Origin of the sequence: Methylobacterium sp. Leaf117, assembly GCF_001422985.1 — a bacterium.
In the GTDB taxonomy this organism is placed as follows: domain Bacteria; phylum Pseudomonadota; class Alphaproteobacteria; order Rhizobiales; family Beijerinckiaceae; genus Methylobacterium.
Map to the genome: position 1 here is coordinate 834,991 of NZ_LMNL01000034.1, position 18,962 is coordinate 853,952.

General features: G+C 71.2%; 10 protein-coding genes. 8 read left to right on the top strand and 2 right to left on the bottom strand.

Annotation, left to right across the window (positions count from 1 at the left end; genetic code table 11):
* The first annotated feature begins 11 nt into the window (after positions 1-11).
* The 8 genes from ASF57_RS18505 to ASF57_RS18540 all read left to right on the top strand — a co-directional run bounded on the left by ASF57_RS18505 (position 12) and on the right by ASF57_RS18540 (position 14,614).
* The gene (locus ASF57_RS18505; protein WP_056485755.1) at positions 12-2,504 is read left to right on the top strand and encodes a glycoside hydrolase family 2 protein; all 2,493 of its coding nucleotides are present in this window, start codon (positions 12-14) and stop codon (positions 2,502-2,504) included.
* Positions 2,494-4,362: an alpha/beta fold hydrolase gene (locus ASF57_RS18510; protein ID WP_156376218.1), complete on the top strand. Its 1,869-nt coding sequence runs from the start codon at positions 2,494-2,496 to the stop codon at positions 4,360-4,362. Before ASF57_RS18505 ends, ASF57_RS18510 begins: the two co-directional genes overlap by 11 nt.
* Positions 4,359-5,654, top strand: coding sequence for a hypothetical protein (locus ASF57_RS18515; RefSeq protein WP_056187751.1), 1,296 nt, complete (start codon positions 4,359-4,361; stop codon positions 5,652-5,654). Before ASF57_RS18510 ends, ASF57_RS18515 begins: the two co-directional genes overlap by 4 nt.
* Positions 5,655-5,999: 345 nt before the next feature.
* A complete protein-coding gene (locus ASF57_RS18520) occupies positions 6,000-6,854 on the top strand; it encodes a MipA/OmpV family protein (RefSeq protein ID WP_056485758.1) in 855 nt (284 codons plus the stop codon).
* A gap of 563 nt (positions 6,855-7,417) precedes the next feature.
* Positions 7,418-8,701 (top strand): efflux RND transporter periplasmic adaptor subunit, encoded by a 1,284-nt coding sequence (locus ASF57_RS18525; protein WP_056486193.1) that lies wholly within the window; start codon positions 7,418-7,420, stop codon positions 8,699-8,701.
* A gap of 63 nt (positions 8,702-8,764) precedes the next feature.
* Positions 8,765-11,926, top strand: a complete 3,162-nt coding sequence (locus tag ASF57_RS18530) for a CusA/CzcA family heavy metal efflux RND transporter (RefSeq protein WP_056485761.1) — start codon at positions 8,765-8,767, stop codon at positions 11,924-11,926.
* Between the two features lie 101 nt (positions 11,927-12,027).
* The gene (locus ASF57_RS18535; protein ID WP_244476998.1) at positions 12,028-13,596 is read left to right on the top strand and encodes an efflux transporter outer membrane subunit; all 1,569 of its coding nucleotides are present in this window, start codon (positions 12,028-12,030) and stop codon (positions 13,594-13,596) included.
* A 145-nt stretch (positions 13,597-13,741) separates the two neighbouring features.
* Positions 13,742-14,614: a type 1 glutamine amidotransferase gene (locus ASF57_RS18540; RefSeq protein WP_200935888.1), complete on the top strand. Its 873-nt coding sequence runs from the start codon at positions 13,742-13,744 to the stop codon at positions 14,612-14,614.
* Positions 14,615-14,638: 24 nt separating this feature from the next.
* On the opposite strand, the gene ASF57_RS25955 is transcribed toward ASF57_RS18540, so the two are convergent.
* On the bottom strand, positions 14,639-14,887 hold the full coding sequence (locus ASF57_RS25955; protein WP_156376219.1) for a hypothetical protein: 249 nt from the start codon (positions 14,885-14,887) through the stop codon (positions 14,639-14,641).
* Positions 14,888-15,528: 641 nt separating this feature from the next.
* The gene (locus ASF57_RS18550) at positions 15,529-18,942 is read right to left on the bottom strand and encodes an acyl-[ACP]--phospholipid O-acyltransferase (protein ID WP_056485770.1); all 3,414 of its coding nucleotides are present in this window, start codon (positions 18,940-18,942) and stop codon (positions 15,529-15,531) included.
* Between the last annotated feature and the right edge of the window lie 20 nt (positions 18,943-18,962).

Consider the following 18,962-nt stretch of genomic DNA (forward strand, 5'->3'; position numbering starts at 1 on the left):
CGAGGCGGATCGTGGCTCGTCTTCGTTCGATCGGGGGTGTGGCGCCGCGGGCGGTAGCCGGCCCCTGGCGCCTCGCCCTGACGCCGCCCGGCGCCTGCGCCGGACCGGGCGACTTGGTGGAACGGGCGACCGACTGGATTCCGGCTCCCGTCCCCGGCACCGTTGCGGCCGCCCTGCGCGACGCCGGGCGCTGGTCGGAGGCTGCGCCAACGCCGATCCACGATCGCGACGCGTGGTATCGGACCAGCCTGCGCGAGACCGGTCCGGTGCGCCTGCGCTTCGAGGGTCTGGCGACCCTGGCCGAAATCTGGCTCGACGGCGTTCCGGTGCTGGTCACCCGCTCGATGTTCGAAGCCTACGTCATCGACGCCGATCTCGCCTCAAGAACGGATCTCGCGCTCTGCTTCCGGTCCCTGACGGCGCAGCTCGAACGGCCATCGAAGCGCGGCCGCTGGCGTCCCCGGATGGTCACTCCCGGCGCCCTGCGCCACGTGCGGACGAGCCTCCTGGGCTTCATGCCGGGCTGGTGCCCGGCGGTCGATTGCGTCGGCCCCTATCGGCCCGTGACGGTGGAGCCGGCCCCGTCGCGGCTGGCAGAGGCCGATCTGAGGGCCTCCCTCGACGGCGCCACCGGGTCTCTCGCCGCACGGCTGCGCATCCCCGGCGGGGCCGTCTCCGTCACGCTCCGGTGCGACGGGCGGGAGGTCGGCCTGACCGAGGCCGAACCCGGCCTGTTCGTCGGCACCCTGGAGCTTCCCGGCGTCGCGCCCTGGTGGCCGCACACCCACGGGACGCCCCATCTCCACCCGGTGACGGTGGACATCGACGGCGCTCCCGTCGATCTCGGCCGGACCGGCTTTCGCACCCTGTCGCTGACCCGGCCCTTCGAGGCGGGGCTCTCGCTCGCGGTCAACGGCGTGCCGATCTTCTGCCGGGGCGCCAACTGGATGCCGCCGGATCTCGTCGGCCTTGGATCGGAAGAGGACGCCGCCCTCGTCGCCCTGGCCCGCGAGGCCGGCATGAACATGCTGCGCGTGTCCGGCACCACGCTGTACCCGTCGTCCGAGTTCTTCGATCACTGCGATGCCGCCGGCCTCCTGGTCTGGCAGGACCTGATGCTGGCGAACTTCGACTATCCCCACGACGATCCGGACTTCGCCGCGAGCCTCGCCCGCGAGATGGCGGGATTTCTCGACCGCACGCAGCTCGCGCCGTCCCTCGCGGTGCTCTGCGGCGGCAGCGAGGTCTGGCAGCAGGCCGCCATGCTGGGCGCCCCGCGCAGCGTCTGGGCCGATGCCTTCTGTGCCGAGACCCTGCCGGCGCAGGTCGCCACGATGCGCCCCGACCTCGTGGTGGTGCCGAACTCGCCCTCGGGCGGCGACCTGCCGTTCTCGGTGAGCGCCGGCTGCACCCATTATTACGGCGTCGGCGCCTACCGCCGCCCCCTGGAGGATGCCCGCCGGGCCGAGCTGGGCTTCGCCACCGAGTGCCTCGCCTTCGCCAATCTTCCCGATCCCGAGACCCTGCCCGATCCCGAGACCCTGCCCGATCCCGAGACCCTGCCCGATCCGGAGACCCTGGGCGGGATGGACCCGTCCGACCCGGCCTGGGACGCGGGTATTCCCCGCGACCGGGGGGCCGACTGGGACTTCGAGCAGGTGCGCGACCATTATGTCGCCCTGCTCTACGGCGTCGATCCCGCGACCCTGCGCGCCACCGATCCGCAGCGCTACCTCGAACTCGGCCGGGCCGCCGTCGCTGAGGTGATGGAGGCCACCTTCGCCGAGTGGCGCCGGGCGCGCTCCCCCACCGCCGGCGGCCTCGTCTGGTTCCTGCGCGATCTCGGGCCGGGCACCGGCTGGGGCGTGATCGACCGGACCCAAGCCCCGAAATCCGGCTGGTACGCCCTGAAGCGCGCCTTTCGCCCGGTTCAGGTCACCCTGTCGGACGAAGGGTTGAACGGGCTCCATCTCCACGTCCACAACGAGACCGCCGAGGCGCTGACCCTCGGCCTGCGCCTGACCTTCGCGGATCGGAGCGGCCGGGTCGCGGCGAAGGCCGAGCGCGCTGTCGCGATCGGCCCGCGGGCCTCGCTGACCCTGTCCTCCTCCGAGATGCTCGGCCGCTTCTTCGATGCCACCGACGCTTATCGCTTCGGGCCGCGCATCCACGATGTCGCCCAGGCCTGCCTGACCGACGCGAGCGGCACCGGCCTGGCCGAGAGCTTCCACTTCCCCGGCCCGCGACCGATCGCCCGCACCGCGATCGGCCTGCGCGTGGAGCCCGTCGCCGGGGCTCGCACGCCGACCCTGCGGATCACGACGGATCACCTCGCCCTCGGTGTGCGGGTGAAAAGTCCCGGGGCGCGGCCATGCGACAACGGTTTCCACCTCGCGCCCGGGACGGAGCGGTTCGTCACGTTTCCCGGCGCCCACCACCTCCCGCAGGGGGAGGTGTCGGCCCTCAACAGTCAGGACATCGCGAGGTTCGGTCATGGTGTCTGATGTTCGCTCCGGAATCACGGGCGGTGCCGCCCCCTCGGCCGCCCCCTCGTCCACTTCCTCCTCCGCTCTCTCGGCCGCCACCCCGGTGACCTTCGGCGGCCTGTTCGGCTGGCTCCACCCGGCCGCGGGCCGGCGCGGCGTCGTGCTGTGCGGCGCGCACGGCTTCGAGCAACTGGCCGCCCACCGGCCCTGGCGGGCGCTGGCGGAAGGGCTCGCCGCGGCGGGCTGTCCGACCCTGCGCTTCGATTATCCGGGCGAGGGCGATTCCGGTGATGCCAGCGATGCCGGCGAGGTCCGGGTCGAGACGTGCGTCGCGGCGATCGGCCAAGCGGTCCGCTTCCTGCGCGAGGCGACCGGCGTCACGGAGGTCGTCCTGGTCGGCCTGCGGCTCGGGGCCAACCTCGCCGTCCTGACGACCCGGGCGGAGCCGGTGGACCGGCTCGTCCTGCTGGCGCCGGCCGCCACGGGGCGGGCCTACCTGCGCGAGATGCGGCTGCGCGCCCGGACGGTCGGGGGCGTGGCGGAGGGGCCGGGTTCGGTCCAGACCCAGACCAAGACCCAAGTTCAGGCCTCCGACAGCCTCAGCGTCGGCGGCTTTCGCCTGGGTCCGGCCTTCCTGGCCGACCTCCAGAACCTCGACGCCAGCGCCATCGTGCGTCCGCCGGCACCGCAGGTCCTGCTCCTGGCCTCCGAGACCAAGGCCCTGGCGGCCCGGCTGACCGCCCTCGGCAGCGAAGTCGAGGCGGGGCCGTTCCCCGGTCTGGCCGCGCTCATCGGGGACCCGATCTTCGCCGAAATCCCGGATGCGGCCTTCGCCCGCGTCACGGCCTTCGCTGCGGCGGGGATGACGCGCACCGAGCCGGCCGTTCCCCTGCGCCTCGCCCCGGCGCGCCTCGACGGCCCCGGCTGGACCGAGGCGCCGGTGCGGTTCCACCCGGACCTGTTCGGCATCCGGTGCTCGCCCCGACGGAGGGAGCCCGATGCGCCGACGGTGCTGTTCGTGTCCACCGGCATGACCGTGCATTCGGGCTGGGGCCGGCAGACCACGGATCTCGCCCGCTCGCTCGCGACCGACGGTGTCCCGTCGCTCCGCTTCGACCTCGCGGGCATCGGCGACAGCGGCGACCGGCCGGACGCGCGCAAGCCGCCGTTCGCCCCGGACGGGTTCGAGGACATCCGCTGCGCCCTCGACGCAGTCGCCGAGACCGGCAGCCGCGTCGTGCTCGTCGGCAATTGCAGCGGCGCCTACGCGGCGTTCCAGGCCCTGTGCCGGGACGCGCGGGTCGATGGTGCCCTCCTGATCAACCTCTACTGCTTCGACTGGGACCCGGGCCAGGACGTCGACGCCGTGATCCGTCAGGTCTTCGGCAGCACCTCGACCTATGCGGCGCTGCTGACCCGGGGCGCGACCTGGCGGCGGCTCCTGAGCGGGCAGATCCGGGTCGGTGCGATCGGCGCGACGCTGGCCCGGCGCGGGCTCGCAACCGCCCTGCGCCGCCTCCGGCGTTTGGTGAAGCCCGTCTCCCCCGGCGGCTCAGCCGCCCGGCGGGTGGCCCGGCTGCGGCGCCGCGGCGCCACGATCCGCCTGATCTACAGCGCGGGCGATCCCGGGCTCGCCGCCCTGCGCCGCCATCTCGGCCGCTCCCCCGGACCGGCGGACCGCCGCCTCGGCGCACCGGTCACGATCGTTCCGGACATCGACCATAACTTCAGCTCGGCGGAGGCGCCGGCGCTGCTCGGACGGCATCTGCGCGAGGTCCTGCGGGCGGTCCAGGACGCGCCGCGACCGAACTCCGTGCCCGCCCCGCGCACCCTCGACCCGCGCGCCGTCGCCCGCGTCGTCCTGGGTCGGACGTGAGCGGCCTCACCCGCCGCGCGGCCCTCGTCCTGACGGCCGGGGCGCTCGCGGGCCGGGCGGAAGCCGAGACCGTGCCGACGCATCGCTGCGCGGATCTCGTCGACGCCATCGGGATCAACGTGCATTTCGGCCATGGCGGCACGCCCTATGTGGAGCGCTTCGCGGCCTGTGCGGCGGCCCTCGACGACCTCGGCGTGCGTCACCTGCGCGACGATATCGTGCTCGTCGGGTCGGAGCCGGCCGGGCAGTTCGCCCGCATCGCCACCCTCGCCCGCCGGGGCTATCGCTTCAGCCTCGTGTTCTACGACGGCCTCACCCCCGGCCCGCGGGTGCCACCGGAGCGGTTCGCCGAGATCGCCGGCTGGGCGGCGGACGGACTCGTCATCGCGGAGGGCGGCAACGAGCCGCCGGTGGCCGCCGGGCCGGGCCTCGCCCGCCTCTCCGCCGCGCATCAGGCGGCCCTGTTCCGCGCCGTGCGCGAGGACCGGCGCTTCCCCGCCGTGAAGGTCGCCGGGCCGAGCTACATCCAGGCCAACATCGCGGCCGCCGAGAACCTGTCCGGATCGGTCGACTTCGCCAACGTCCACGCCTATCCGGGGCTCGAGCATCCCGAGACCCGGGGCGCGGGCAGCCTCGCGGGTTTCCTCGCGGCCGTGCGGCCGGTCTTCGGCACCGCGCCCGTGATCGTCACCGAGAACGGCTACCACACGGCCCTGGCCACCCGCAGCGCCCACCTGCCGGTCTCGGAGGGCATCCGCGCCCGCTACCTGCCGCGTCTTCTTCTCTGGAGCTACCTGCAGGGCGTGCGGCGAACCTACCTCTACGAGCTGATCGCCTCCTTCGACCGGGGCGACACCGACCCGGAGAGCCGGTTCGGGCTCCTGAACCCCGATGGCACGCCGGGCGCCTCGTTCGTCGCCGTGCGCAGCCTGATCCGTCTGTTCGGCGGCCACGCTGCGGAAGCCGGCCCTGCCGCGGGAGGCGGCCCCGACCCGATCGGCGTCACCTTGCCCGAAACGGTGCCGGACCTCGTGACGGCCCGCTTCCACCGGGCGGACGGCGCCGTGCTGGTGCCGTTCTGGCTCGGGCTCGACGGCTGGGACCGGCAGGCCCGCGAGCCCCGTCCCGACATCCCGGCGCGGTCCGTGACTCTGCGCCTGTCCCGGCCGCCGCACGCGGCGCGGCTGCACCGCTTCGGCGACGACGGGTCCGTGAGCGTCAGCGTCCTGCCGCCGGCTCGACAGATCGCGCTGGCGGCTTCCGACCGGCTCGGCGTGCTGGAACTCCGGTAGCCTCGGCGCGAACCGCACCCTGCGGCGGATCGACGGGTTGCGGCCGCCCGGCGTGCGGGATCGTTCATCATTTCCGCCGGGATGTGCTGGGCTAGTCTGTGGAAGCGTGCCGCGGCAATTGACTTTCCCATCCCCTTGACCCCTTCGATGGGCTGGTGCGCCAACTCCATCAATAGATGGTTCGGTGCTCTCTTGATCGATGGTCCGGTCCTCCCGGCCACCATCACTCTCCCCCCTCACACGGCATGTTCGCCGGGTCCGATGACGCGCGGAACTGGGCTTGCGGGCTTGGGGGACCCGGCTTGCGAGACCCGGACTGGGGGGGCAGCTTTGGAAGGCAGCGGAATGATGATGGGCTCCGAGCGATCCTCCGGTGAAACGCAGGTGGCGCCCCCGGGCGGACGCAGGCGCCTCGCCATGGCGGCGATGATCCTGTCGGCCGCGGGAACCTGTCCGGGGGATGCGCGGGCCGACGATCTCGGGAGCCTGTTTGCGCCCGGCACCGTCTACACCATCGGCGCACTCGCCGGGACGGGGCCGCGCTTCCAGGGCTCGGACCGGACGTCGCTCTGGGGCTTGCCCTACCTGTCGTTCCGCCGGGCCGGGGAAGCGCCCGAATGGTGGTCGCCGGACGATGGCCTCGACGCCACCCTGGTCGAGGCGGGCGCCGTGCGGATGGGCCCGGTGATCGACCTGCGGGAGGGGCGTTCGGCGCGGGATGTCCACTTCACCCCGGGCCTGCCGACGGTGCCCCTCACGGTGGGGCTCGGCGTCTTCGGAGAGCTGTGGTTCGCGGATGAGACCCTGCGCCTGCGCGCCGAGGTGACCCAGGGCGTCCGCGCCCGTGACGGTATCCAGATCAAGCTCGCGGGCGACGCGATCGGCCGGTTCGGGCGCTTCACCCTGAGCGCGGGCCCGCGCCTTGTGCTGGCCGACGCCGCGTCCCAGCGCATTGATTTCGGCTTTTCGGGGCGCGCACCGGGTCTCGCATCCTACGATCCGAAGGGCGGCCTCCGCTCGGCCGGCATCGGGGGCGCCGTCGCGTATGATTGGTCGGAGGCTTGGCAGACCCTGGTCTATGCCCGTTACGACCGGCTGCTGTTCGATGCCGCCCGCAGTCCGATCGTCCAGCGCTTCGGGTCGGTCGATCACGTCTCGGTCGGAGTCGGCGCGACCTATTCCTTCCGGGCAACGCCCTGAATCATGCGTGCCCCGCACCAACGGATTTCGAGCACGATTTCGAGAGTCGTGATGCAAAGATGCATCAGCGCATGTTAATCGCCCGAGAGGCGGTTTTTGCCGGGATTATTCCTGAACTTGTCTGGCAGATACCCTCCCGTCTGGGAGGCGTCACGTGAAACGCGCATGATTCGCCGGTGCGACCGGTCCGATCGACGGAGCCGGACTCCATCATGTCTCCGATCCCGGCTTCGACGACACGCGCCCCCTGGCAGCCATCCCGCTCGCGCACCGGCGACGGTCCTGCGGATGCCCGGATCGGTGGTGGGCGCCTCGAACCATGTCACGCAAATGGAGTGCGGACCCGCTATGGCGTCGCCCGGTGCGGCCGTGTCTCCGATTCCCGGTCCCATCTCGGACCTGGGGCTGGCCGGATTGCGGCTCCGCGCCGATCCGGGACGACGATCCGGGACGGTGACGCGCCCCCGACCTTCGCCTGACGCCTTCGTCCGGGGTGGCGTTCGCCTGATCCGCGATCGCTCCGGATGCCGCTCCACGACCAACCCGAAACGAAATTGCGCCTGATGACCAGGACACCGCGTGCGATCGCCAGGATCGTCATTCCCCTCGGGCTGCTGACCGGCGCCGTCGTGGCCGCCGGAATCTGGCCCGGCCCGACCCTGGGCTTCATCACTTGGGCCGGGGCCTCGATCCGGGCGCCCTTCGCCGCGCCGGATGCCCCGGCCGCGGATGTCGTCCGCACGCGGGCCGCGCCGGTGGCCCGCGTCTTCCGTCCCAGCCCGGCGCAGCGCGCCGCTCTCGGCATCGTGCCCGTGACGGTGCGGAGCTTCCGGCCCGAGGGCATGGCGGAGGGCCGCATCGCCCTCAACGACGACGAGAACGTGCCCGTCACCTCGCCGTATGCCGGACGGGTGACGAAGGTTCTGGTGCGGGCGGGCGACGAGGTGAAAGCGGGTGACGTCCTCCTCACCCTCGAGGCGACCGACATGCTCCAGGCCCAGAGCGACTACCAGGCCGCACTCAACACGATCGCCAAGGCGACTGCCCTGCTGAAGCTGGACCAGACCATCGCGGCCCGGCAGCAGGAACTGTTTCAGGCCAGGGCGGTGGCCCTGAAGGACTATCAGGCGGCCCAGAACGACGTGATCGGGGCCCAGAGCGACCTGCGGACCGCCGAGGCCAGCCTGGATGCGGTGAAGAACCGCCTGCGCCTGCTCGGCAAGACCGATGCGGAGATCGCCGCCTACGAAAAGAAAGGCACCCTGAGTTCCGAGACCCAGATCCGGGCGCCGATCGCCGGCACCATCGTCCAGCGCAAGGTCGGGCTCGGGCAGTACCTGTCGAGTTCCAGCGACCCGGTCTTCGTCATCGGCGACCTCTCGACGGTGTGGCTGGTGGCCAACGTGCGCGAGAGCGAGATCCCCCGGGTCCGGATCGGCCAGGAGGTCGCGGCGACGGTGGCGGGCTTCGGAGACCGGGTCTTCAAGGCGCGGGTCGACTACCTGGCGGCCAGCCTCGATCCGGCGACCCGCCGCCTCGCCGTGCGCAGCCAAGTCGAGAATCCGGACCAGGTCCTGAAGCCCGAGATGTTCGCCAGCTTCACCCTCTTCACCGGGCCGGAGCAGTCGGCACCGGCCGTGCCGACGGGCGCCATCGTCTACGAGGGCGCGCGCGCGCATGTCTGGGTCGCCCGGCCCGACGGCGCCATCGAGGCCCGCGACATCACCCTCGGCCTCACCGCCGGCGGCATGGCGCAGGTGACGGACGGGATCTCCGCCGGCGAGTCGATCGTCACCCGGGGTGCCGTGTTCATGGATCGGGCGACGAGCGGCGACAAGGCCTCCTGAGGGGCCGCACGCCCCTCCCACATGAACAGCCAGCCATGAACGGCCAGCCATGAACAATCCGCCATGAACAGCCTCATCGTCTTCGCCCTGCGCCAGCGCGTGCTGGTGTTCCTGCTGTTCGTGGCGATGCTGGCGCTCGGCTATGCCAGCTACACCCAGCTCAACATCGAGGCCTATCCCGATCCGGTGCCGCCGCTGGTCGACGTCATCACGCAGAATCCCGGGCAATCCGCCGACGAGATCGAGCGCTACATCACCATCCCGCTGGAGGTGCAGCTCGCCGGCATTCCCAACGCCACCGTGGTGCGCACCATCTCGCTGTTCGGCCTCTCCGACGTGAAGGTGCAGTTCACCTACGCCTTCACCTACCAGGAGGCCCTGCAGCGGGTGCTCAACCGGCTGGCGCAGCTGCCGCCCCTGCCCAACGGCGCTCAGCCGCAGATCTCGCCGACGAGCCCCGTGGGCGAGATCATGCGCTACAAGGTGACGGGTCCGAAGGGATACTCCTCCACCGACCTGAAGACCCTGCAGGACTGGGTGCTGCAGCGCCGGTTCAAGGCGATCCCCGGCGTGGTCGACGTGACGGCCTTCGGCGGCCGGACCAAGGAATACGAGATCGCGGTCGACCTCAACCGGCTCCAGGCCCAGGGCCTGACCCTGGTCCAGCTCGTCACGGCGCTGAACAATTCAAGCATCAATGTCGGCGGCCAGACCCTCAACGTGGGCGAGCAATCGGCCGTGGTCCGGGGCATCGGCCTCATCCGCGACATGGACGACATCCGCGACACGATGCTGACGCAGGTCAACGGCGTGCCGGTGCTGGTCCGCGACGTCGCCGAGGTCCGGGTCTCGCACGCGCCGCGCCTCGGCATCGTCGGCCATGACGGCGACAACGACATTGTCGAAGGTATCGTCCTGATGAGCCGGGACGGGCAGAGCCTGCCGACGCTGCGTCTGGTCAATGCCGAGATCGACAAGATCAACGCCAGCGGCATCCTGCCTCCCGACGTGCGAGTCGAGCGCATCTACGACCGCAGCGGCCTGATCCACACCACCACCCATACGGTGATGCACAACCTCGTCTCCGGCGTGGTGCTGGTCTTCGTCGTGCAGTGGCTGTTCCTGGGGAGCCTGCGCAGCGCGGTCATCGTGGCGGCGACCATCCCGTTCGCCCTCGGCTTCGCCATCCTGATCCTGGTCCTGCGCGGGGACTCGGCCAACCTCCTCTCCCTCGGCGCCATCGATTTCGGCCTCATCGTCGATGCCACCGTGATCATGGTCGAGAACGTGTTTCGGCATCTGGCCGAACCCGAGCATTCCGAGGATCAGCCTCCGCCGGGTGGCCTGACCGGGCGCCTCGGCACCATCGCGATCGCGGGGGCGGAGGTGAACCGGGCGATCTTCTTCTCGGCCACCATCATCATCGTCGGCTTCCTGCCGCTCTTCACCCTGACGGGCGTCGAGGGCCACATCTTCGGGCCGATGGCCAAGACCTACGCCTACGCCCTGATCGGCGGACTCCTGGCCACCTTCACGGTGTCGCCCGCGCTCTCGGCGCTGATCCTGCCGAAGCGCGTGGAGGAGCGCGACACACTGATCGTGCGCCTGCTACGCTTCGGCCACGTGCGGATCCTGCGCCTGGGCCTGCGCAACAAGGTGCTGTCGCTCCTCCTGCTGGCCGCCCTGCTCGGCGCCTCCGGCATCGCCGCCCGGACCCTCGGCCTCGAGTTCCTGCCGAAACTCGAGGAGGGCAATCTCTACATCCGCGGCACCATGCCGGCCTCGATCTCCCTCGAGGCGGGCAACGCCTCCGTCGAGCGCCTGCGCAAGATCATCGCCGAGGTGCCCGAGGTGGTGACGGTGCTGTCGCACCAGGGCCGCCCGGATGACGGCACCGACGCCACCGGCTTTTTCAACGTCGAAATCCTGGCGCCCCTGAAACCGTTCGACACCTGGCGCAAGGGCCTCGACAAGGAAGGGCTGGTCCGCGACCTCGCGGCCAAGCTGGACGAGGCCTTTCCCGGCATCGAGTTCAATTTTTCCCAGTACATCGAGGACAACGTCCAGGAGGCCGCTTCGGGCGTGAAGGGCGAGAACTCGGTCAAGATCTACGGCAACGACCTCAACGACCTGACGAAGACGGCGGAGGCGATCAAGGCCAGCCTGGCGAAGGTCCCCGGCATCACCGACCTCGCGGTGTTCGCCTCCCTGGGGCAGCCCACGGTGCGGATCGACATCGACCGGCGCAAGGCCGCGCGCTACGGCCTCTCGCCGGGAGACGTCAACACCACCGTGCAGGCGGCGATCGGCGGGCAGACGGCGGGCGACCTCTACGAATACGGCTCGGACCGTCACTTCCCGATGCGTATTCGCCTCGCCCCGCAATACCGGCGCAGCCTGGAGACCATCCGCAACATCACCGTCGGGGCGGCGAACCCGGCGGGCGGCGTGATCCAGGTGCCGCTGTCCGAGATCGCCACGGTCGAGCTCGTCTCGGGCGCCGCCTTCATCTACCGCGAGAACCAGGAGCGCTACATTCCGGTGAAGTTCTCCGTGCGCGGCCGCGATCTCGGCGGCGCGGTGCTGGAGGCCCAGGCCCGGATCGCCCAGGACGTGACCCTGCCGGCCGGGTTCCACCTCGAATGGGTCGGCCAGTTCACCAACCTGCAGGACGCCGTGCAGCGCCTGACCCTCGTGGTTCCGGTGACGATCGGGCTGATCGCCCTGCTGCTCTACGTCAACTTCAGCTCCGTCACCGACATGGCGCTGACGCTCAGCGTGATCCCGATGGCAATGATCGGCGGCATCTTCGCGCTGGTCCTCACGCTGACGCCGTTCTCGATCTCGGCGGCGATCGGCTTCATCGCGCTCTTCGGCATCTCGACCATGGAGGGCGTCATCCTGCTGTCCTATTACAACCAGCTCCTCGAGGACGGCTGGGGGCGGGCCGAGGCGGTGTGGCAGGCCGCCAACGTGCGCATGCGGCCGGTCATGATGACCTGCGTGGCCGCCTGCGTCGGCCTGCTGCCGGCGGCGATCTCCACCGGCATCGGTTCGCAGGTGCAGAAGCCTCTAGCCCTGGTGGTGGTCGGCGGCATCCTGCTCGCCCCGATCCTCATCCTGGTGGTGGTGCCGATCCTGATCGCGCTGTTCTCGCGCCGGGTCCCGGCCGCGACCCTGTCGCCGACGGCCGCCCGCGCGGCCGCCCGGGTCGAGCCCGCATGAGGACGCGATCACGCTTCTCCGGGCCGGCGAAGGCCCGCGTTGACTTCGGTGCCGGCCCGGCGCCTCTACCGCCGCGGACGGCGACAGGAATCTCCGACACCATGGCGGCATCCCCCGAGATCAAGCTCCGGCCAGGCCGGGCGCCGAGCCTGCGCCCGATGGTCCGCACCGGCCTCGCCGCCCTGGTCCTGAGTGCGGTCGGCGGCTGCGTCGTCGGGCCGGATTACCGGCCGCCCGCCGATCCGCCCGCCATCCGCTACACCCGCGAGCCGCTCGGCAACCCCACCGCCGCCGACGCCGTCCGCACCGTCCACGGCGGCTCGGCCGACCAGACCTTCGTGTCCGGCGCCGACGTGCCCGGGCAGTGGTGGACCCTGTTCCGTTCGCCCGCCCTCGACCGCCTCGTGGCCGAAGCCCTGGCCAACAACCCGAACCTCGACGCCGCGCAGGCGTCGCTCCGGATCGCCCAGGAGAACGTGGAGGCGCAGCGCGGCACGCTGTTCCCGGTGGTCGGTGCCAACGGCCTCGGCTCGCGCCAGAAGGCGCCCGGCGGCGCCCTGCAGGGGCCGCTCAACGACACGCGGCAGCTCTTCTACAGTCTCTACACGCCGCAGGTGACGGTCTCGTTCACCCCCGACGTGTTCGGCGGCAACCAGCGCCAGATCGAGTCGCTGGAGGCCCAGGCCGAGAACCAGCGCTTCCAGCTCGAGGCGACCTACCTCACCCTGACCACGAACGTGGTGCTGGCGGCGATCCAGGAGGCGTCGCTGCGGGCGCAGATCGACGCCACCCGCAAGGTGATCCAGGCCCAGACCGAAGTCCTCACCCTCTACAACAAGCAGCTCTCCCTCGGGCAGATCGCCGGGGCCGACGTGGTGGTGCAGCAGGCCGCCCTCTCGGTCTCGATGCAGCTGCTGCCGCCGCTGGAGAAGCAGCTCGCCCAGCAGCGCAACCTGCTCACCGCGCTGGTCGGGCGCCTGCCGAGCGAGGAGATCGCCGCCACCTTCACCCTGGCCTCCCTGCGCCTGCCGACCCGCCTGCCCGTCAGTCTGCCCTCGCGCCTCGTTCAGCAGCGTCCGGACGTGAAGGCGGCGGAGGCCAACGTCCAGCAGGCCAGCGCCGCAATCGGCGTCGCGGTGGCCAACCGCCTGCCGCAATTCAACATCACCGCCAATGGCGGGGCCAGCGCGGTGCGGATCGCCCAGCTCGCGGCCTCGACGGCCTCGTTCTACGGCATCGTCGGCACCGTGGCCCAGCCGATCTTCGATGCCGGAACCCTGTTCCGGCGCCAGCGCGCGGCGGAGGAAACGCTGGCTCAGGCCCAGGCCCAGTACCGCGCCGTGGTGATCGGCGCCTTCCAGAACGTCGCCGACACCCTGCGCGCGCTCCAGTCCGATGCCCAGGCGGTGGCTGCCGCCTCGGCCGCCGAGCGGGCGACGGGCCAGAGCCTGGGGCTGATCCGCAAGCAATACGCCGCCGGCGCCCTCAACAGCACGCAGGTGCTGATCGCGCAGCAATCCTACCTCTCGGCCCTGGTGACGTCGGCCGGCGCCCGGGCCAACCAGTATGCCGACACCGCCGCCCTGTTCCAGGCCCTCGGCGGCGGCTGGTGGAACCGGTCGGACGTGAAGCCGGCCCCGCCGAACCCCGATCCCGCCAAGTTCCTCTGAGACCGCGGAGGGGCGTCCGGTCCGGCCCGTCGGGGACCCGGGATTCTCCGGCCCTTCGCCCTGCGGCAGGTCCGCCCGCCCGGGAACACCGGTGGCGGTCACCGGTTCGGGTTTCCGGGGAATGTCTCCCCGGAGCATCCGTCCCTTGCCAGCATCGCCATCAGGGCTTCGCTTCCTCGTCGCCGAGAGCGAGCCGCCGGAGGCCCGCGAAGAGCGTCGCGACAGCGTCGGGCGCTCCTCCGGCGAGACCTATGTGGCGATGCTGAACCAGCTCGCCCCGGGGGCGACCTGCCACAGGATCAAGCCGGCCGATGCCGACGGCGCCCTGCCGTTCGGCGAGAGCCTGGCCGGCTACGATGCGGTCTTCCTGTCCGGCTCGCCGCTGCATCTCTACGAGGAGACGCCCGAGGTCCGACGGTCCCTGGCCTTCATGAGCGCGACCTTCGCGGCGGGAACACCCGCCTTCGGCTCCTGTGCCGGGCTGCAACTGGCGACGGTGGCGGCGGGGGGCACGGTCCGGCAGAACCGCAACGGCCCCGAGGCGGGGTTCGCGCGCCGCATCACGCCGACCGAGGCGGGACGGTCCCATCCGCTCCTCAAGGGGCGGCCCGCCGCCTACGATGCGCCCAGCATCCATACCGACGAGGTCGAGACGCTTCCGGACGGCGCCGTCCTGCTCGCGGTCAACCGCAGCACCGTGGTTCAGGCGGCCGAAATCCGGCACGATGGCGGGACGTTCTGGGGCGTGCAGTACCACCCCGAGATCGGTCTCGACGAGGTCGGCGGGGCCCTGCGCCGGCAGGCCGACGGGCTGGTCGAGGCCGGGCTGGCGCGCGACCGAAGCGCGATCGAGGCCCAGGCCGACCTGGTGGAGGCGCTGCATCGCGAACCCGACAGGCGGGATCTGGCCTGGAGGCTCGGCCTCGACGATCAGGTCACCGACGCCGCGCAGCGCCAAACCGAGCTGCGCAACGTCATCGAAGCATTGGTCCTTCCCACCCGCAGCCGGCGCCGCTGAGGGCCGGGGCGCGGGCTGCGGGTTTCAGGAGCCGGACCGTGCCGCGCCGGTGTCGTGATGCTGCAGGCGATTCGTCCGCTCCCGAGCCCGCCGGCGCTGGGCCGAGAAGCCGATCCAGCGGGTGACGAGCGGTCCGCGGCGACGGAGCGCCTGGGGTGCGTCCTCCCGCCCGGTGAACGTCGCGGACGCGTCGTCCCGGCCCGGGGCATCCGAGCGCGCATCGTCGGCGCTCGTCATGTCCATGTCGGGCTCGTCGATATCGGACTGGTCCATGTCGGACTGGTCCCTATCCGCACCATACGGACTCGACTCGTCGGAGGACATCTCAAGAGACCGGGTGTTCTGGGATAGGGAGTGGCGGGCGAATGCCTCGGGATGAGTCTGTTCCGTCACGATCGTAAGCCTTCTCCGAGCCTGCTGAAGGGTGCGAGACATGGCCGTGCCTGTGGGGGGCGTCGCGGGACGCAGTTGGGCGACGGCCCGATCCGACGCATGCGCCGCCGCTGGGGCCGCATCGGTGCCCGTCTTGCCGCCGCGCATCGGGATCGTGTGGATGTCCGCGCTCATGACGCCTTTTGCCATCTGCTTGAGACCCAGCGTGATGCGCCGCGCGCATCCATGATCTCGTCTTGCCGCGGTGACCCCGTTGCGGGACCGCCAGCCTCTGCAGCAACATAGACGATTGCGCGGCCAGGTTGAGTCGGCCGGCTGGTCTGGGAGTCCAAATCTGTTGTCTCGGCGTCCCAAACCGGTACCCGGACGTGCCGCGCGGAGGCCGGAGCGGAACCGGACCCGGCCGGGCGGGTCCGCCTCGGACGTCCCGCACGCTGGGAATCCGAGGCGGTGAATCCGAGACGGTGCATCGGGGTTCGGCGCCCGGCCGAATCCTCGCCCGGGCCGGACATCCCGCCGTCTCAGGCCGCGGCGGGCGCCTCGCCGGAGGCCCGCTCGTGGGCGAGCTTGACCACGCTGACCTGATCGACCTTGCCGGTGCCCAGCATGGGCACGCGATCGAGCACCACCACTTCGGCGGGGATCGCGATCTCAGGCGCGCCCTTGCCCTTGGCGAAAGTCTGATAGGCGGCGCGGGTGGCGTCCTTGCGCTCGGTGAACAGCACCAGCCGCTCGCCCTTGCGGGCATCCGGCACGGCGGCGACGGCGCTCGGAGTGTCGGGCCAGAGTTCGGCCGCGATGGCCTCGACGCCGGCCAGGGACACCATCTCGCCGGCGATCTTGGCGAAGCGCTTGGCGCGGCCCTTGATCGTCACGAAGCCCTGGGCGTCGATGGCGACGATGTCGCCGGTGTCGTGCCAGCCTCCGGGCGGTGCCTCGATGGTGCCGGGGCGCTCGGGCCGGAGATAGCCCAGCATGATGTTGGGGCCGCGCAGCGACAGGCGCCCGCCCTCCTCGATGCCCGGCACCGGCTCCAGGCGCCAGTCCTGGCCGGGCAGCAGGCGCCCGACCGTGCCGAAGCGGTTGAACATCGGGGTGTTGAGGGCGACCACCGGGCCGCACTCGGTGACGCCGTAGCCCTCCAGGATGCGCAGGCCGAACTTCTCGCCCCAGGTCTTGCGGGTGGAATCCTTCACGGCCTCGGCCCCGGCCACGACGTAGCGCAGCGAGCGCAGATCGTAGGAATGGGCGGTCTTGGCGTAGCCGGCCAGGAAGGTGTCGGTGCCGAACAGGACGGTGGCGTTCGAGCCGTAGATGAGTTCGGGCACGATCCGGTAATGCAGCGGCGAGGGGTAGAGGTAGACCGGAACCCCGGAGACCAGCGGCAGCACCAGTCCTGCCGTCAGCCCGAAGGCGTGGAAGACCGGGAGCACGTTGAACACCTTGTCGCTCGGTCCGAAATCGATCCGGGCCGCCACCTGCGCGGTGTTGGCCAGCATGTTGCGGTTGGCCAGCGCCACGCCCTTGGGCGCCCCCTCCGAGCCGGAGGTGAACAGGATCGCGGCCGGGTCGTCGCCGGCCCTCGCCACCAGGGGGGCGCGCTTGGCGAGGAAGCCCCGGAGCTTGTCGCCCGTGCTGATCCCGGCCCGGATCTCCTCCAGGTAGACGAGGGTGACGGCGCCCTTGATCGCCTCGACGAGGGGGCCGAGGCGGCCCTTCTCGATGAAGGCGCGCGAGGTCAGGATGGTGTCGACCTCCGCGGTCCGGCAGGCCGACAGGATGTTGGCGGCCCCCGCCGAGAAGTTGATCATGGCCGGCACCCGCCCGGCCGAGGCCAGGGCGAACAGCGTCACCGCCGCGCCGTTGGCGTTCGGCAGCATCACGCCCAGCGGCTTGCCCGGGGCGCCGAGGCCCTGGAGCTTTCGCCCCAGGATGTTGGCGCCCATCACCAGGCGCGAATAGCTCAGGCGCCCCATGGGGTCCTCCACGGCGATGCGGCGCCAGCCGTGGCGGTCGCCCGCGTCGATGAGGGCCTGCATCAGGCCGCGATCGATGTCGGCGGTGCGGAAGACGAGGTCGGACATGATTCCGTACAAGGCGGCGCCCGCCGCCTGCCGGCGGGCCTTGCCCTTGAGGGCCGGGTCCACACTCAGGGCCACCGGCGATAGGATCGTGACGGTGACCTTCGGCCACCAGCGCCGCTTCACCTGGTTCTTCGACAGGCGCGAGAAGATCGTCTTCTCCAGGCCTTCGATCTTCACCGGCACCACCATGGCGCCGGACTTGTCGGCGATCAGCCCGGCGCCGTCATAGACCTTCATCAGGCTCCCGGTGACGGTGAGGCGCCCCTCGGGGAAGATGATCAGCGTCTCGCCGTTCTTGACCGCGTTGATCAGCGTGCGGGTGGCGAGCGGCCGGGTCGGATCCAGCGGCATCGCCTTCGTCATCGCCAGGAACGGCTTCACCCACCAGCGCTGCGCGATGCCGTGATCGACGGCGAAGACGGGTTCCTGGTCAAGGAGCGAGAGCGCCAGCGGCGCGTCGAGGAAGGAGACGTGGTTGAGGGCGACGATGGCGTTGGGGCCGGCCTTCTCGACATTCTCCAGGCCGCGCACCTCCAGGCGGTAGAAGGCCCGGAACAGGATCGACAGGAAATCGCGGAAGGGGCTCGTCGGCAGCACGGCCAGGATGACCGCGCCCGCCACGAGGTTGAGCACTCCGAGCAGGGCCAGCAGCGTGGCCATCGACCAGCCGGCGCCCTGCAGGGCGGCGAGACCCAGCGCCCCCGCCACCATGAAGGCGGCGGTGAGCACGTTGACGGCGCCGATGACGCGGGCGCGCTTGTCCTTGTCGGTCCAGGCCTGCACGGCGGCGAAGGACGGCACGATGTAGAGCCCGCCCGCCACGGCCAGCCCGAACAGGTCGAGGGTGACGCGCAGGCCCGTGCCCGTGGTGAGGAAGTCCAAGGCCCCCAGGGGAGCGCCGGAGACCGGGGGCAGGTGCGCCACCGTCCAGGCGAGGTCGAGGCCGAACAGGCCCATGAACAGGGCGCCGATCGGGGTCGGCAGCAGCACGATGCGGCCGCTGGCGAGCCAGGAGGCGAGGCCCGACCCCACCGCGATGCCGATGGAGAAGACCGCCAGCAGGGTGGTCACCACGGTCTCCGAGCCGTTGAGGCTCTGGCGCACCAGGACGGGGAGCAGCGACAGGATCACGGCGCCCACGAGCCAGAACCAGCTCACGATCAGCGAGCCGCGCCACAGCCGCGTGTCGCCCCACAGGTCGCGCAGGAGACCGCCGGTGGAACGCGCGACATTGGGATCGATGCGCAGCGTCGGGGCGGCCTCGCCGGTGGAGGGGATCGCCCGGGCCGAGAGCCAGCACAGGATCGCGAACACCATGATCATGGTGCTGAAGGCCAGGGCTCCGCCGCCCATGGCGGTGGCGAGGCCCGCCACGATGGTGCCGAGCAGGATGGCCAGGAAGGTCGCGGCTTCCACCAGGGCGTTGCCGGCGGTGAGTTCGTCCCGGCGCAGATGGTCCGGCAGGATGCCATACTTGATCGGCCCGAACAGGGCCGCGATCGTCCCGAACAGGCCGAGGGCCACGAACAGCACCGGCACCGAGTGCATCCAGAAGCCGAGGGCGGCGGCGGCGGCGGCGAAGATCTCGGCGAACTTCAGCCGCTTGGCGATCAGCGCCTTGTCGTAGCGGTCGGCCATCTGGCCACCGAGACCCGACAGGATGAAGAACGGGCCGATGAACACGGCGCCCGCCAGGGTCACCAGCATCGGCGAACCGCCGCCGGCGCCGCCCACCTGGAACAGGATGAGGAACACGAGCGCGTTCTTGAGGAAGTTGTCGTTGAAGGCCGAGAAGAACTGGCACCAGAACAGCGGTGCGAACCGGCGCGTCGTCATCAAGGTACGAAACATGGAGGTCTCCTCGGACGACG